This is a genomic window from Roseobacter sp. GAI101, assembly GCF_000156335.1.
Lineage (GTDB): Bacteria > Pseudomonadota > Alphaproteobacteria > Rhodobacterales > Rhodobacteraceae > Sulfitobacter.
Genome location: NZ_DS999213.1, coordinates 2,755,733 through 2,770,706 on the forward strand (window position 1 = coordinate 2,755,733; position 14,974 = coordinate 2,770,706).

The 14,974-nt window shown below is 59.2% G+C and carries 15 protein-coding genes and 1 pseudogene; 7 read left to right on the top strand and 9 right to left on the bottom strand.

What is annotated here, in order from left to right:
* Positions 1-10 precede the first annotated feature (10 nt).
* The 5 genes and pseudogenes from RGAI101_RS22430 to RGAI101_RS12830 all read left to right on the top strand — a co-directional run bounded on the left by RGAI101_RS22430 (position 11) and on the right by RGAI101_RS12830 (position 4,475).
* Complete coding sequence (locus tag RGAI101_RS22430) at positions 11-442, top strand: GntR family transcriptional regulator (protein WP_254655277.1); 432 nt, start codon at positions 11-13, stop codon at positions 440-442.
* On the top strand, positions 399-734 hold the full coding sequence (locus RGAI101_RS22435; RefSeq protein WP_254655278.1) for an FCD domain-containing protein: 336 nt from the start codon (positions 399-401) through the stop codon (positions 732-734). The genes RGAI101_RS22430 and RGAI101_RS22435 overlap by 44 nt, the downstream gene beginning before the upstream one ends.
* Positions 731-1,642: pseudogene (locus RGAI101_RS12820) on the top strand (dihydrodipicolinate synthase family protein). Before RGAI101_RS22435 ends, RGAI101_RS12820 begins: the two are co-directional and overlap by 4 nt.
* A complete protein-coding gene (locus RGAI101_RS12825; RefSeq protein WP_008225540.1) occupies positions 1,639-3,138 on the top strand; it encodes an aldehyde dehydrogenase in 1,500 nt (499 codons plus the stop codon). Before RGAI101_RS12820 ends, RGAI101_RS12825 begins: the two are co-directional and overlap by 4 nt.
* Positions 3,135-4,475, top strand: a complete 1,341-nt coding sequence (locus RGAI101_RS12830; RefSeq protein WP_037228197.1) for an NAD(P)/FAD-dependent oxidoreductase — start codon at positions 3,135-3,137, stop codon at positions 4,473-4,475. The genes RGAI101_RS12825 and RGAI101_RS12830 overlap by 4 nt, the downstream gene beginning before the upstream one ends.
* 337 nt (positions 4,476-4,812) lie before the next feature.
* Here RGAI101_RS12830 and RGAI101_RS12835 read toward each other — a convergent pair whose 3' ends face one another.
* The 7 genes from RGAI101_RS12835 to dctP form a co-directional block, all read right to left on the bottom strand.
* Positions 4,813-6,327, bottom strand: a complete 1,515-nt coding sequence (locus RGAI101_RS12835) for an aldehyde dehydrogenase (NADP(+)) (protein ID WP_008229075.1) — start codon at positions 6,325-6,327, stop codon at positions 4,813-4,815.
* Positions 6,328-6,380: 53 nt separating this feature from the next.
* Positions 6,381-7,106, bottom strand: a complete 726-nt coding sequence (locus RGAI101_RS12840) for a ribonuclease activity regulator RraA (protein WP_008228998.1) — start codon at positions 7,104-7,106, stop codon at positions 6,381-6,383.
* A gap of 11 nt (positions 7,107-7,117) precedes the next feature.
* A complete protein-coding gene (araD, locus tag RGAI101_RS12845; protein ID WP_037228200.1) occupies positions 7,118-8,863 on the bottom strand; it encodes an L-arabinonate dehydratase in 1,746 nt (581 codons plus the stop codon).
* Between the two features lie 4 nt (positions 8,864-8,867).
* Positions 8,868-9,029 (bottom strand): hypothetical protein, encoded by a 162-nt coding sequence (locus tag RGAI101_RS22155; protein ID WP_008226358.1) that lies wholly within the window; start codon positions 9,027-9,029, stop codon positions 8,868-8,870.
* 17 nt (positions 9,030-9,046) lie between these two features.
* On the bottom strand, positions 9,047-10,363 hold the full coding sequence (locus tag RGAI101_RS12850) for a TRAP transporter large permease (RefSeq protein WP_008225201.1): 1,317 nt from the start codon (positions 10,361-10,363) through the stop codon (positions 9,047-9,049).
* Positions 10,353-10,874, bottom strand: a complete 522-nt coding sequence (locus RGAI101_RS12855; protein ID WP_008225542.1) for a TRAP transporter small permease subunit — start codon at positions 10,872-10,874, stop codon at positions 10,353-10,355. The genes RGAI101_RS12850 and RGAI101_RS12855 overlap by 11 nt, the downstream gene beginning before the upstream one ends.
* Before the next feature lie 73 nt (positions 10,875-10,947).
* On the bottom strand, positions 10,948-11,970 hold the full coding sequence (gene dctP / locus RGAI101_RS12860; RefSeq protein ID WP_008225020.1) for a TRAP transporter substrate-binding protein DctP: 1,023 nt from the start codon (positions 11,968-11,970) through the stop codon (positions 10,948-10,950).
* 147 nt (positions 11,971-12,117) lie between these two features.
* On the opposite strand from dctP, the gene RGAI101_RS12865 reads away from it, so the two are divergent.
* A complete protein-coding gene (locus RGAI101_RS12865; RefSeq protein WP_008227874.1) occupies positions 12,118-12,828 on the top strand; it encodes a GntR family transcriptional regulator in 711 nt (236 codons plus the stop codon).
* A gap of 141 nt (positions 12,829-12,969) precedes the next feature.
* Here the strand turns inward: RGAI101_RS12865 and map are convergent, their stop codons facing one another.
* Positions 12,970-13,824: a type I methionyl aminopeptidase gene (gene map / locus RGAI101_RS12870; RefSeq protein ID WP_008226644.1), complete on the bottom strand. Its 855-nt coding sequence runs from the start codon at positions 13,822-13,824 to the stop codon at positions 12,970-12,972.
* Positions 13,825-13,942: 118 nt separating this feature from the next.
* Here map and RGAI101_RS12875 point away from each other — a divergent pair, with 118 nt between their 5' ends.
* Positions 13,943-14,149: a ParD-like family protein gene (locus RGAI101_RS12875; RefSeq protein WP_008227287.1), complete on the top strand. Its 207-nt coding sequence runs from the start codon at positions 13,943-13,945 to the stop codon at positions 14,147-14,149.
* An 82-nt stretch (positions 14,150-14,231) separates the two neighbouring features.
* On the opposite strand, the gene RGAI101_RS12880 is transcribed toward RGAI101_RS12875, so the two are convergent.
* On the bottom strand, positions 14,232-14,972 hold the full coding sequence (locus tag RGAI101_RS12880; protein ID WP_217624936.1) for a pirin family protein: 741 nt from the start codon (positions 14,970-14,972) through the stop codon (positions 14,232-14,234).
* Positions 14,973-14,974 lie beyond the last annotated feature (2 nt).

Consider the following 14,974-nt stretch of genomic DNA (forward strand, 5'->3'; position numbering starts at 1 on the left):
GGAAATTCAGATGAGCGATGAAACACGCACAAAGAAATCGGTCTGTATCGAGGACCTGCGCCGCCGGATTCTGACGCAGGATCTCGAACCCGGTGCCTATCTTGACGAGACGCAAATCTCTGTCGCCTACAGCATTTCCCGCCCCCCGCTGCGCGAGGTTTTGCGGCAATTGGCGGGCGAAGGTTTTGTGGTGCTACATGATAACCGCGGTGCGCAGGTTGCGCCGATGACCCACAAGACGATGCGCAACTTCTTTGTCGCGGCCCCGATGATATATGCCGCCGTGACGCGGCTTGCTGCCGAACACGCCACCGCTGCCCAGATCATGCGGCTGAAGGATGCCCAGACCCTGTTCCGCGCGGCGATCCGAAAGGGGGGATGCAGCCGAGCGCGCGCTGATGAACCAGCGGTTTCACGCGATCATCGGGGACATGGCAGATAACGAATACCTTGCCCCCAGCTTGCGCCGCCTGCTGATTGATCACACCCGGATTGGCATGACATTTTACAATCCGCGCAACACCGGCCTAGCGGCGCAGCGCACCGAAGCCGCAGACCAGCATGACCAGATCATCGCGCTGATCGAAGCGGGCGATGCTGACGGGGCCGCCGCGCTGGCGGTTGCGCATTGGGAATTGTCGCGAAGCCAGATCGAAAGTTTCATCACCCCTGCAGGCATGCAGATTCCGCTTGGTCAAGCGCCCGGCACCCTGACCGAGAGAGGAATCTCATGAAGTTCGAGGGCATATATACCCCCGTCATCACTCCGCATCGTGACGACGGCAGCATCGACCGTGACGCCTTTGCCGCGATGATCGAATATCTGATCGGGGCTGGCGTGTAGGGTCTGATCAACGGCGGGTCCACTGGTGAATACTATGCGCAATCGATGGAAGAGCGTATGGAAATGGCGGCATTGGCCAAAGAGGTGATCGGCAACCGCGTGCCGCTGATTGTCGGAACCGTCGCGATCCGGCTGGAAGATTCCATCCAGATGGCCGAAACCGCAGCAAAGATCGGGGCGGATGCGATCCTTGTCGGATCGCCGCCCTATTCGGTACCGACCGAACAGGAAAATGCCCTGAATGTCCTGGCCATCGACCGCGCTGCTGATTTGCCGATCATGCTGTACAACTATCCGGGACGGATGGGCATCGACATGGGGGCCGAATTTCTTGACCGGGTCGGGCGCAGCCGCAACATCTGTGCGATCAAGGAAAGCTCGGGTGACATCAACCGCGTGCATCTGCTGGCACGGCATTATCCGCATATTCAGATGTCGTGCGGGATGGATGACCAAGCGCTGGAATTTTTTGCCTGGGGCGCGCGCAGTTGGGTCTGCGCCGGATCGAATTTCCTTCCGGCCGAACATATCGCCCTTTGGCGGGCCTGCGCGGTTGAAGGTGATTTCACCAAGGGCCGCCGTATCATGTCAGCGATGATGCCGTTGATGCGGGTGCTCGAACAGGGCGGCAAGTTCATCCAATGCGTCAAACACGGCTACGAGATGTCAGGCCATCATGCCGGTCCGCCGCGTCCCCCTCTTAGGGCGCTGAACAAGGACGACAAAAGACAATTGGAACAAGTTGTTAGGGTTCTCAAACGAACCATCGCCGAAATCGAAGCGGGGGCACACGCATGAGCGATCTTCTTACCACCGAGGAATACAAAGCCATCGCGGCGGGGATTTCGCTGCCTACCCAGGCTTTTGTCGGCGGCAGCTTCCGTCCCGCGATTTCCGGTAAAACCTTCGACACGATCAATCCAGCGACCGGCGATGTTCTGGCCAAGGTCGCGGCCTGCGGTGCCGAAGATGTTGATCTGGCCGTTGAAAAGGCCCGAGAGGCATTCGAGGATGGCCGTTGGTCCCGCCAGCACCCGTCCGCGCGCAAGGAAGTGCTGATCCGCTTTGCCAAGCTTATAAAACGCAACGCCCGCGAACTGGCGGTCATGGAAAGCCTCGACAGTGGCAAGACGATCTATGACTGCGAAGCTGTGGATGTGCCCGAAACCATCCACTGTCTGACCTGGCACGCGGAGCTGATCGACAAGATCTACGACCAGATGGCACCCGCATCAGACGATCATATCGCCATGGTGGTGCGCGAACCTGTTGGCGTCGTCGGACTTGTGCTTCCGTGGAACTTCCCGATGTTGATGCTGGCATGGAAAATCGGCCCTGCTCTTGCATCCGGTTGCTCGGTGATCGTGAAACCAGCCGAGGAAACCTCGCTGACGGCGCTGCGCCTTGCCGAACTGGCCTTGGATGCCGGCGTGCCGTCTGGCGTGTTCAATGTCGTTCCCGGCGATGGTCCCGATGTTGGTGAACCCCTGGGCCGTCACATGGACGTCGACATGGTGTCCTTTACCGGATCTACAGAAACGGGGCGACGGTTCCTGGGCTATGCGGCAAAATCGAACCTCAAGGAAGTTACCCTTGAGATGGGGGGCAAAAACCCCGCGGTGGTGCTGGATGATGCCGAAAACCTGGATCAGGTGGCGGCGCATATCGTGAATGGTGCATTCTGGAACATGGGAGAGAACTGTTCGGCTACATCCCGACTGATCGTGCAGAAGGGTGTCAAAGACACGCTCTTGGCCCGTATCGCCGCGCATATCCGTGAATGGCCGATGGGCGAACCGCTTGATCCTGCCAACCGTGTCGGGACGTTGGTCAGTGCGGCGCATTTCGACAAGGTGCGCGCCTATCTTGAGACGGATGCAAAGGTGTTGATCGGCGGCAAAGCCCAAGATGGTTTTGTGGAACCGACCGTTCTCGACATCACCAACAGGGCGGCTTCGCAGGTTCAGGAAGAAATCTTCGGCCCTATCCTGTCGGTTCTGACGGTGCAAAGCTTTGACGAAGCCATCGCGCTGGCAAATGACACACCCTATGGTTTGGCGGCCTCAATCTTTTCGGGGAACGTCAAAAGGGCGCTGCGTGGCGCGCGCATGATCCGGGCGGGAACTGTAACTGTGAACAGCTTTGGTGAAGGTGACATTACGACCCCTTTCGGCGGCTATAAATCAAGCGGATTTGGGGGGCGCGACAACGGTATCCACGCGCATGATCAATACACCCAGATCAAGACAATCTGGGTCGATTTGATTGACGATACTGACACGGGTTTGGATTGACCCGGCACGTCGCAAGACGCTTGCCGGTTCAGATGGGGCCGGCAGCCTGGAATGATATCCTTGGGCCGCAGCCTGTGGCCCGACCGCTCGAGAACGACGGTACGGCGGATTTTGTCGTCGTCGGTGGCGGGTTTGCCGGACTTGCCGCCGCACGTCGCCTGACGCAATTGCAACCGCGCGCGCGGATTGCGGTGCTTGAGGCCGGGCGGATCGCGCAAGGTGCTGCCGGACGCAATTCCGGCTTCATGATCGATCTACCCCACGAACTGACGTCAGAAGACTATGCAGGCGCTGGCGACGAGACGGAGATGATTGCATTGAACCGTCAGGCAATTACCTTTGCCCGGTCCGCAGTCGAAGATTACGGCATTGATGCCAACTATTTCGATCCCGCCGGCAAGGTGAACGGTGCCGCCAGCGCGACAGCCGAAGCACACAACCGCAGTTATGCGCATCATCTCGCGTCGCTTGGCGAAGCCAGCCAGATGCTTGACCGCCAGCAGATGTTCGAAATGACCGGATCGCGCCATTACCATTCCGGGCTTTACACCCCGGGTATGGTTATGCTGCAGCCTGCGGGATATATTCGCGGAATGGCAGCGGGTCTTGTCCGTGAGGGTGTTGATCTTTTTGAGAATACTCCGGTCACTGGTTTCACCCGTCAGGGCAAAGATTGGCTGGTAAAAACGCCTTCTGGAACCATCACAACGCCCCGCATCATCCTGACGGTAAACGGCCATCTTGAAAGCTTCGGCTTTGCGCGGGGACGGCTGATGCAACTGTTCTTTTATGCAGTGATGACCCCCGAGCTTGATGACGAGGCATTGGCCCGTATCGGCGGTGTATCACGCTGGGGCATTACCCCATCCGACCCGATGGGCACAACGGTCCGCCGGATAGACACGGGTCAGGGCGGCAACCGCATCATCACCCGTACCTGCGCCACGCTGCGCACTTCGGCCATCCCAAAACGTTCCGACATGGACCGCGCCGCAAGGGTCATGCAGCATAAGTTCGATCAACGGTTTCCGGCGTTGGCGGGACTGCCGATGCAATATAAGTGGGCGGGTCATCTTTGCCTCAGTATCAATGGCGTCGCAGTCATGCGTGAACTTGATGATGGGGTGTTTTCGGGTTGTGTGCAGAACGGCTTGGGCACAGCGCGCGGCACACTTACCGGAATTGGGGCGGCAGAGCTTGCCTGCGGTGTTACCAGCGCAATCACCAGCCATTTTGCTGTGGAAGCCGAACCAAAGCGCCTCCCGCCTTGGCCCCTAAGTCAGATCGGCGCAAACGCAGTGCTGCGATGGCGTGAATGGCGGGCCAAGGACGAGTAGCGGGCGACATGATGCATCTTTACTTAGCTTTTGCTGCCCGCTGCCCATTTCGTATCCGGCAAGTGGTTCTTCAACAGGGGAAATAGACCCATGAAGGTCTCGATCTTAAGCTCTCCCCGAGACACAGTGGCTTAGAACACGCCATCGACTACCCTCGGTCCCCCTGACATGGGCGCGTGTACAAAAAACCCGGAGCGCACATGACGTTGCGCTTTGCGCACCCGATATCAGGACTTAGGCGGCTTTCTGAGCGCATGAATTTACGTCTCACACGACAGCAAGCAGGCCAGAGAGGCCATCCGATCATTGCAGAGCGGATGGCCTCTTTTTGCCAGAATCAGGCCAAGTCCCAAGGCAGAACGCTGTCGGGAATGTTCTGGTAGCTTACCGGGCGCAGGAAGCGGCGGATCGACAGGGTACCGACGGAGGTGGCACCGAAGTTGGTGGTGGCAGGATATGGCCCGCCATGCACCATCGCATCGCAGACCTCGACGCCTGTCGGGAAGCCGTTGGCAAGGATCCGGCCCGCCTTACGCTCGAGGATTGGCAGCAGCGCGGTCGCGGCCTCTGCATCGCCATCGTCCATCTGGATCGTGCAGGTCAATTGACCCTTCAAGGACTTGGCGACAGTCATCATCTCGTCCCTGTTCTTTGCGTGCACGATCAGGCCAAGCGGGCCAAAGACCTCTTCGCCCAGTGTGTCGTTTTCAAGCCACTCCTGCGCCGTGGTGGCAAAGAGGACCGGCGTCGCCCTGCGCGCGTCGGTGGCAGAGGTCACAAGCGCACGCACGCCGGAAGTATTCGCGATCTGGTCGGTGCCTGCGCGATAGGCGGCAGCGATCCCGTCGGTCAGCATGGTCTGCGCGCCGATCGAGGACAGCGCCTCGGTCGCGGTTTTGGTAAAGGCATCGGCATCCGGACCGTCGAGGAGGATGACAATGCCAGGGTTCGTACAGAACTGACCCGCGCCCATCGTAAGCGATCCGGCCCATCCCGCTGCGATGTCCTTTCCGCGGGCCATCAGCGCCTCGGGTAGAATGAACATCGGGTTCACCGAACCCAGCTCACCAAAGAAAGGGATCGGTTCGGGGCGCTGCGCGCAGAGATCGAAAAGCGCGCGACCGCCACCCAGAGAGCCGGTGAAACCGACAGCCTTGATAAGCGGATGTTGCACGAGAGACGCGCCGAAATTGTGCCCGTCGCCCTGGATCAGCGAGAACACGCCCGGATGAAGATTGCATTTGGTGATGGCGGCATGGATCGCTTCGGCCACGATCTCTCCGGTACCAGGATGCGCGGGGTGGCCTTTGACCACAACGGGGCAACCGGCGGCCAGCGCCGCAGCGGTGTCACCGCCTGCGGTTGAAAAGGCGAGCGGGAAGTTCGATGCACCAAAGACGGCAACAGGGCCGATCGGGCGTTGCATCAGGCGCATGTCGGGACGCGGTAAAGGTGCGCGATCCGGCAGCGCCTTGTCGTGACGACGGTCTAGGTAGTCCGCGGCGAGAATGTGAGAGGCGAAAAGCCGAAGCTGACCGGTGGTGCGTCCCCGCTCGCCCTGCAGGCGCGCTTCGGGAAGGCCGGTCTCCTGCGTGCCGATCTGGGTGATCGCGTCGCCACGGGCGTCGATCTCATCGGCGATGGTGTTCAGGAAAGTCGCGCGCTCCTCCCGGGTGGAATAGCCATAGGACCAGAACGCGTCTTCGGCGGCCTGCGCAGCCTGATCGACCAGTTCAGGCGTGCCGACTGAAAACGTATGGGCGTCACCATGCGCGGGTTCGGACAGGAACGTGGCCTCGTTGCCGATCCAGTCGCCGGCCAGTAGATGTTTGCCGTGAGGGGTGAAAGTCATGGGAGATCCTTAGCTGGTCTGAATGGTAGGTATGCTCAAAAGGGGCCGCGCGATCAGCGGTCGTTCATTTGACGCCAGGCCTCGTATTTCTGCATGTTCTCGTCCTTGGTGCAGGGATAGAGGCCGATAATCGGCGCACCGCCCAGGACTTCCTCGAGCACGAAATCCTCGAAGCTTTCCATTCCGGCGCAGACCTCTGCAATTTCGTTGGCAAGGTGGGCCGGGATTACCATGACGCCGTCAGCATCACCGACCAGCACGTCACCGGGAAAGACAGGTGCCTCGCCACAGGTAATCGGTACGTTGATATCCAGGGCTTCGTGTTTTGTCAGGTTCGTGGGCGCAGACGGTCCGGCGCAATAGGCTGGCATGTTCAGCTTGCCGATCCCCTTGGCATCACGGAAACCGCCATCCGAGACAACACCGGCGCAGCCCCGCACGGCCAGCCGGGTGACAAGGATAGATCCGGCGGTTGCAGCAGAGGCATCGCCTCGCGCGTCCATCACGAGGATCTGCCCCGGCGGGCAGGTCTCAACTGCGACACGCTGCGGGTGGCCGGCGTTGCGGAACACCTCAAGCTGGTTGCGGTCTTCGCGCGCCGCGATGTAGCGCAGGGTAAAGGCCTGTCCCACCATGTTCCCGTCCTTATCGGACACGGGGCGCACGCCCTGAATGAACTGGTTGCGCAGACCACGCTTGTAAAGCTGGGTCGCGATTGATGCCGTTGAAACGCGGGCCAGCTTGTCGCGGGTATCGTCAGAGAGAACATAGTCGGTCATTGTAGGGTCCTTCAGAATATATCTGGTTCGCCGGCCGTCTTGCCGAAATCGGATTGCAAAAAGTCGAAGTCGCAGCCCTCGTCGGCCTGCGTGACGTGTTTGGAGAACATGTAGCCATAGCCGCGCTCGAACCGGGGTTCGGGCAGCTTGAGTGCCTTGCTACGGGCGTCCAGCTCTTCCTCGGTTACGAGCATATCAAGGGTACGGTTCGGCAGGTCGAGGCGCACGATGTCACCCGTCTTCAGCAGTGCCAACGGACCGCCGACAAAGCTTTCGGGTGTAACATGGAGCACGCACGCGCCGTAGGACGTGCCCGACATACGCGCATCCGAAATGCGCAGCATATCGCGGCACCCCTGATTGATAAGTGCTTTGGGGATCGGCAGCATGCCCCATTCGGGAAACCCCGGACCGCCAAGCGGCCCCGCGTTGCGCAGGACCATGACGTGATCCGGCGTGATGTCGAGCGTTTCGTCCTCCACCGCCGCTTTCATCTCCGGATAGCTGTCGAACACCAGCGCGGGGCCTTCGTGGACGTAGTATTTCGGATCGCACGCGGCGGGCTTGATGACGGCACCTTGCGGGCAAAGATTCCCCTTGAGAACAGCGAGCGAGCCTTCGTGATACACTGGGTTGGACAGCGGACGGATCACGTCGTCATTATAGACAACCGCCCCTTCGAGGTTCTCGCCCACGGTATGGCCAGTCACGGTCATGCACGAGGTGTCGAGACGGTCTTCCATCTGTTTCATCAACGCGCGCAGACCGCCCGCGTAATAAAAATCCTCCATCAGGTAGTCTTTTCCCGAGGGGCGCACGTTGGCGATGAGGGGCGTGCTGCGGCCCAAAGCGTCGAGATCGTCGAGTGTGAGCGCCACGCCCGCTCGGCGGGCCATCGCGATGAGGTGCACGACGGCATTGGTCGAACAGCCCGTCGCCATGGCAACCATCGCGGCATTGCGCACCGACGCGTCTGTGATGATCGTGTCCGGGGTCGCATCCTCCCAGACCATGTCCACGATCCGCCGCCCGCAGGCTGCGGACATGCGCTGGTGGTTGCTGTCCACGGCAGGGATTGATGACGCACCCGACATCGTCAGGCCCATTGCGTCAGCGATGGACATCATCGTCGCGGCGGTGCCCATGGTCATGCAGGTGCCGGCCGAGCGTGCAATGCCGCCCTGAATGCCCAGCCATTCCTGATCCGAGATGTTTCCAGCGCGGCGTTCATCCCAGTATTTCCATGCGTCAGACCCGGAGCCCAAGATCTTGCCTGCGTAGTTGCCACGCAGCATCGGGCCAGCGGGCAAGAAAATCATCGGCACGCCAGCCGAAATCGCGCCCATAACAAGACCGGGCGTAGTCTTGTCACATCCGCCCATCAGCACCACCCCGTCTAGCGGGTGCGAACGGATCACCTCTTCCGTCTCCATCGCAAGCAGGTTGCGATACAGCATCGAGGTCGGTTTGGTAAAGCTTTCGTCCACCGACAGCGCGGGCATTTCGACGGCAAATCCGTCGGCCTGCGTGACACCGCGTTTCACATCCTTGATCCGCTCGGGAAAATGACTGTGACAGGTATTCAGCTCCGACCAGGTGTGCAGAACGCCGATGACCGGCTTGTCGCGAAAATCTTCTTCGGCGTAGCCCAGTTGCATCATGCGGGAGCGGTGACCGAAGGACCGCAGGTCGTCTGGGGCGAACCACCGCGCCGAGCGAAGGTCCTGTGGGGTTTTGCGGGGTTTTGAGAATGCCATGATCCTATCCTCGGAACTGGAAGGTGAGCCACGTCACAAGGAGCGTGAAGACCAGCCCTGCGACTTCGGGCCAGCTGCCAAAGTTGTGACCGTCGCTGCGCTCCTCGCCTTCGAATTCGGCGGCGGGCAGATCCTCGTCCTGCTTTGTGAGATCGTCTTGGGACATGATGATTTCCTTTCTCCTCAATCCAGCATCGAGGGAAGCCACAGCGCGATCTGTGGGAATGCAAGTACGAGGAGCAAGCCGACGGCCTGTAGGGCGATGAAGGGAAGGACGGCGACAAAGATTTCCTGAAGCTGGATCTCTTTCGGTGCAACTGATTTCAGGAAGAAACAGGCCGGTCCGAAGGGCGGAGAGAGATAATACATCTGGATGTTCATCGCGAACAGCACGCCAAACCAGATCGGGTCGAACCCCAGATCAATGACCACGGGGGCAAAGATAGGCACGGTGATAAAGATGATTGCGATCCATTCTAGGAACGTGCCCAGCACCATCACGATCAGCATCATCACCACGATCACCCAGATCGGCCCGATATCAAGTGACGTCAGAACACCGCGCAGGAATTCACCGCCGCCGATCCGGTTGTAGATCCCGATCAGGGACACCGCACCGATGACAAGCCAGATGATGGACCCCACGGTCAGTACCGTCTGGCGCATCGCATCGCGGGTCATTTTCCAGGTCAGTTCCCGGCGCGATGCGGCAACGACGAGCGCGCCGACGGCACCGATGGCCGCGGCCTCGGTCACGGTGGCGACACCAGAATAGATGACACCCAGAACGGTCCCGATCAGCAGGGCAGGCAGGATGACGCCCTTCAGGTATTTCAGGCGTTTGAAAAACGGCAGGCCGGTTTCGGGCACATCATAGATCGGGGCCAACGACGGGTTCAGCCGTACCCGGACCAGGATGTAGGTGATGTAGAGTGACGCGAGCAACAGCCCGGGCACAGCAGAAGCGGCGAAAAGCTTGGTGATCGACACCTGCGCAGCGAGGCCGTAGATGATCAGCACGACTGACGGCGGGATCAATGTTGCCAGCGCACCGGCCGCACAGATGATGCCGATGGCAAGTTTGCGGTCATAGCCCAGGCGCATCATCTGCGGCAGGGCGATCAGGCCCAGCATCACGATTTCGCCGCCCATGATCCCTGACATCGCCGCAAGAATGACCGCGACAAATGTGGTCTGGACGCCGACAGATCCGCGGAAACGCCCGCCCATGATCGCCATCGAATCGAACATTGATTTCGCAATTCCCGATCGCTCCAACACGTTCGCCATGAAGACGAAGAACGGCACCGCAATCAGTTCATATTTGTGTAGTACCTCGCCGACATTCGCGGCGACGATGAAAAAGCCGGCACGCTCGCCGAAATAAAGGATCGCCGTTGCCAGCGAGACCGTCAGTGTCGTGATGCCAAGCGGCACGCCGAGCGCCATCAACGCCAGAAGCGAGAGGACGATCAGAAGGGTGATGATTTCAATGCCCACCGGTGACGTCCCCCTCGGTGTGCTGGAACCAACGGACGATGTTGGCCAGCAATTGCAGGATGTAAAAGATGCAGCCCAAAAAGAGCAGGATCTTGAGATAGGTTGGCTGCGGCGAGTTCATGGCGGTGCCCGAGTATTCGGTCCGACCGAGAACCTTGGCTGCCGGGTCATAAAGTGCCATGGTCAGCACAAACAGCGCACCGGTGGCGATCATCATCTGGATCAGGCGGAACTTGCGCCAGACGCGCTCTCCGACGATCAGTTCCAGCATGGTGATCGAGATGTGGCGGTGCCGCTGCGTAACATAGCCCACCGACAGCACCCAGGCGCTGGCGCAGAGAGTCATGGCAAGCTCCGTCGACCACAGGGTCGGCGCGTTGAACCCGTAGCGCAGCACAACCTCGGCGGCCGAGACGGCGATACAGGCGAAAAAGAGAACGGAACAGGCCTGGCCGACGAAGACGCTGAAGCTGTCCATCGCATCGGCATAGACCGCGAAGATGCGTTTCATCGCATACCCCCGGTGGTGGGATTGCAGGATGTGCCGCCCCAGCCCGAGGGCGGAGCGGCACCCGAAGCGGAGGTTACTTGAACAGACCGATGTCGGTCATGTACGCGATATTCGCATCGAGCGCTTCTTTTGCGAGCGCCGACTTGGTGGCATAGTCTTCCCACTGCTCCCGCGCGACGACACGCAGCTTGTCACGGTCTTCCTGTGCCCAGTCGATCACTTCGATATCGCCCGTGGCATCGTCACGGGCCGCGATTTCGGCGTCGAGCTTGGACACTTCGGCGGCCATCGCGAACATCGCCTCGTACCACCATTCACGCAGGGTGGTATGGTCTTCCTCGGACAGGTTGTTCCACTTTTCGGTGTTCACGGTCAGCTGCATCGACGGCATCGAATGAATACCGGGATAGAGCGGGTAAGGTGCAACGTCCTGCAGGCCGGTGGCATCGTTGTTGACGTAGGCAGATGCGTCTGCGGCGTCCACGATGCCTTTTTCAAGCGCGCCGAAGACCTCGGAAAACGGGATCGACACGGGCGATGCACCAGCCGCAGAGAACACGGCGGCAGCCAGGCCTTCGGGCGAACGTATCTTCATGCCGGAGAGGTCTTCGAAAGTGCGGATCGGGGTGCGGGCCACCAATGCTTCGCGCGAATAGGGGCCGCAGGCGACCACGGTGACTTCGCCGCCGGTCACGGCATCCGCCGCTTTCTGCATCATGGCCTCGCCGCCACCGTCCTTGCAGAAGCCCAGCATCTGCTCGGGCGTGTCGTATCCCGAGATCAGGTCGCCCATGATCGCATAGGCAGGCTCGAGCCCTGCGAAATAGTTCACCGAGGTAAAGTCGCCATCAAGGACACCGGCCGCCACCGCAGCGGGCGTTTCTTTCGCGGGCACGACAGAGCCGTTTGGCGTCAGCACGATCTGGATGCGGCCTTCGGTGCGATCTTCGATCTTGGGCAGCCAGTTTTCGGTGATGTATTGGGTCGAGAAGTCGCCTGCATTGAACGACGTCTGGATGTTGAAGGTCTCGGCCTGGACGGCCGCTGCGCAGCCGATGAAGGTTGTGGCCAGCAAGGCGGCTTTCGAAAGTTTCATTGTATTCCTCCCATAGAATCGCGCAGAGCTCCTCCCTGCTTAGCAAATATACTAATATATTAGTGTATCTTTGGCAATCAGGTCTTATATGTTTCTCGTGCTTTGTGTGTGAAATCGCGTTAAAGTCCATGAAAAAAAGGGGAATAAATGTCTTCGCTGACAGCCATCGCAATGGGAAGTGCGTCAACTCGCAACGGAAAAATCCGCAAGAGTTCCGCGAGTCAGCAGATCCGCGACGCCTTGCGTGAGCGCATCATCACCCTCAATCTTACCCCGGGCGAGAGCCTGTCTCGTGTCGAGATCGCGGATTTCTACGGGGTCAGTCAGACCCCCGTGCGCGACGCGATGATGCGGCTGGAAGAAGAGGGGCTTCTCCACATCTATCCCCAATCGAAGACGGAAGTCTCTAAAATCGACATCGACAACGCACGTGAAACCCAGTTCTTGCGTCTTGCCCTTGAAATCGAAGTCACGCGCCGACTGATTTCAGCCGGTGGTAGTGACCTTCTGAACGCGGTCGAGCAGGCGCTGATCAGGCAAAAACAGGCCTGGGAAGCCGGGGACCTGGAAAGGTTCGCGGCCAACGATCGTGCGTTCCACCGCGCCTTCTTCGAAGCGGCCAAGGTGCCGGACCTTTGGGACCTCGTTACCGAACGATCTGGCCACATCGACCGCCTGAGAAACCTGAACCTGCCGGACCCGGGCAAAGCGGCGGAGATTGTGGCGTATCACCAGCGGATTCTTGATGCGGTGAAGTCGGGCGACATGGTAACGGCCGAGTCCGAAGTCCGCGGACACCTGACGGGTACCCTTGCGAGCGTCGAAACGATCAGGGCGCAGCATCCAGAGTTCTTCTGAGGACGTGTATAAGTACCTCGGGCAGCGGACGTCTGTGGTGTCGAGGAAGACAGAAGCCCCTTAGCCTACCTTGGGGCGAAACGCGGCGAACGACCGAAACAAGCCCGGATTTTCTGAGGCTGCGGTCGTGACAAAGGTCCGCTAGACAGGAACGGTTTCAATCTCAATCCCCGGCGCATCGAGCCCCCGGGGCGAGAGCGTGAAAATCTCGAACCCATTTGCCGTTACCCCGATCGAGTGTTCGAATTGTGCCGACAAGGACCTGTCACGGGTCACGGCGGTCCAGTCGTCCGCAAGCATCTTCACGTCCCCACGTCCCAGATTGATCATTGGCTCCACTGTAAAGATCATGCCTTCCCGAAGTTCCGGGCCGGTGCCTGCTTGGCCAAAATTCAGAATGTTCGGCGAATCATGAAATACTTGGCCGATGCCGTGGCCGCAAAAGTCGCGGACGACGGAACAGCGTTCGGATTGCGCATATGACTGGATCGCATGGCCAATATCGCCCAATCGCGCGCCAGGCCTTACAGCCTGGATCCCCCGCATCATCGCTTCATGCGCAATTCGAATAAGCCGATGAGCCGCCCGCTTCGGCTTTCCGACCGCATACATGCGGCTTGTGTCGCCATGCCAACCGTCGAGGATCAGCGTGACGTCGACGTTCACGATATCGCCATCGCGTAGTTTTTTCCCGTTTGGAAAGCCGTGGCAGACCACGTGATTGACCGATGTGCAGCAGGCGTACTCATATCCTTCGTAGCCGAGGGTTGCCGGCGTCGCACCGTGCGTTGCGGCGAAGTCAAGAACAAAGGTGTTGATGTCAGCCAATGGCGGGGCGTCATTGATAAGGTCCGTCACGCCATCCAGACATGTGGCCGACAAAGCACCTGCGCGCCGCATCCCTTCGAAGGCATCCGGGCCATAAAGTTTGATGCTTTCGGTTCTGCGGGCTTCCCGTGCGAGCGGAGCGACTGGCACGTTGATATAGCTGTCCATTCTGTTTCCTTTCCCCGTATGTAGCAATTTGTAAAACGGGTCAGCTTGACTGCTTAAACGATTGCTGTGATATACGAATCATATACGTTTCGTATATGATTAAACAGGAGGCGCGTCGATGGGTATCGTGAAAATCGGTGACGGACTACACGAGGAACTGCGCAAGTCCAGCACGGTCATGTGTCGATCAATCAATGCTCAGGCAGAGTTCTGGATCAAGGTAGGTATGCTGGCCGAGGCAAACCCGACCCTGACCTTCACCGAAATAATGGCGCGGCAACTCAAAGATGCTGATGTGCAGGTGCCGGAGATCGAAGCGGCTTGAAGGCAGAGTTTCTGCCCGTGGAATATATCTGTTAGTGAATGGTCCGGCAGCACAGTCGCACCGCCAGACCTATTCGTCAGGACTATTGGGCGAGGTCGAAGAACAAGATCTCTGCGGCGTCGCCCTGGTCAAAAGTCAGCGAGCCGCTGCCGTCAATGGCAAGACCGTCACCCTTGGACAAGGCGATACCATTCACGGTGAGGGATCCATCAGCAACCTGCACCCAGCCTTTGCGTCCAGCCTTCAGATCAATGCTGATGGTCTGGCCAGCATCCAATGTCGCCGCGTAGACACTTGCGTCTGCCTGCGTCGTCATGGAACCGTCGCGCCCATCCCGGGACAGGAACAACTTGAGCCTGCCGCTTTTATCCTCGTTTGACAGATCGATCGTGTCGTATGCGGGCTTGGTATTCTGCGTCTCGGGCAGCAACCAGACTTGCAAAAACCGCATTTCTTCGGTTGCGGAGGGATTGAACTCGGAATGGGTCACGCCAGAACCTGCGCTCATGTATTGTACGCCACCGGCTCTGACGACCGATCCATTGCCCAGTGAGTCCTTATGTTCCAGCGCCCCGCCCAACACATAAGAGAAAATCTCGGCGTTTTGGTGTGGATGCTGGCCAAACCCTTTGCCACCCGCAACAAGGTCGTCATTGATGACGCGCAGATTTCCAAACCCCATGTGCTGGGGGTCATAGTAATTTCCAAAGCTGAAACTATGCGCTGACTTGAGCCAGCCAAAGTTTGCCTGCCCTCGTTCATCGGCCGGGCGAACGGTTAAACTCATGCCAGCTTGTTGGGTGGTATTTTTGGCGATCGTCATAT

What these genes read in the sequence shown, in the direction of transcription:
- dctP (WP_008225020.1), bottom strand. Translation starts at nt 11,970, where the DNA reads ATGAAACTTTCGAAAGCCGCCTTGCTGGCCACAACCTTCATCGGCTGC.
- RGAI101_RS22155 (WP_008226358.1), bottom strand. Translation starts at nt 9,029, where the DNA reads ATGTCCCAAGACGATCTCACAAAGCAGGACGAGGATCTGCCCGCCGCC.
- RGAI101_RS12875 (WP_008227287.1), top strand. Translation starts at nt 13,943, where the DNA reads ATGGGTATCGTGAAAATCGGTGACGGACTACACGAGGAACTGCGCAAG.
- RGAI101_RS12835 (WP_008229075.1), bottom strand. Translation starts at nt 6,327, where the DNA reads ATGACTTTCACCCCTCACGGCAAACATCTACTGGCCGGCGACTGGATC.
- RGAI101_RS12880 (WP_217624936.1), bottom strand. Translation starts at nt 14,972, where the DNA reads ATGACGATCGCCAAAAATACCACCCAACAAGCTGGCATGAGTTTAACC.
- RGAI101_RS12825 (WP_008225540.1), top strand. Translation starts at nt 1,639, where the DNA reads ATGAGCGATCTTCTTACCACCGAGGAATACAAAGCCATCGCGGCGGGG.
- RGAI101_RS12865 (WP_008227874.1), top strand. Translation starts at nt 12,118, where the DNA reads ATGTCTTCGCTGACAGCCATCGCAATGGGAAGTGCGTCAACTCGCAAC.
- RGAI101_RS22435 (WP_254655278.1), top strand. Translation starts at nt 399, where the DNA reads ATGAACCAGCGGTTTCACGCGATCATCGGGGACATGGCAGATAACGAA.
- map (WP_008226644.1), bottom strand. Translation starts at nt 13,824, where the DNA reads ATGGACAGCTATATCAACGTGCCAGTCGCTCCGCTCGCACGGGAAGCC.
- araD (WP_037228200.1), bottom strand. Translation starts at nt 8,863, where the DNA reads ATGGCATTCTCAAAACCCCGCAAAACCCCACAGGACCTTCGCTCGGCG.
- RGAI101_RS22430 (WP_254655277.1), top strand. Translation starts at nt 11, where the DNA reads ATGAGCGATGAAACACGCACAAAGAAATCGGTCTGTATCGAGGACCTG.
- RGAI101_RS12855 (WP_008225542.1), bottom strand. Translation starts at nt 10,874, where the DNA reads ATGAAACGCATCTTCGCGGTCTATGCCGATGCGATGGACAGCTTCAGC.
- RGAI101_RS12840 (WP_008228998.1), bottom strand. Translation starts at nt 7,106, where the DNA reads ATGACCGACTATGTTCTCTCTGACGATACCCGCGACAAGCTGGCCCGC.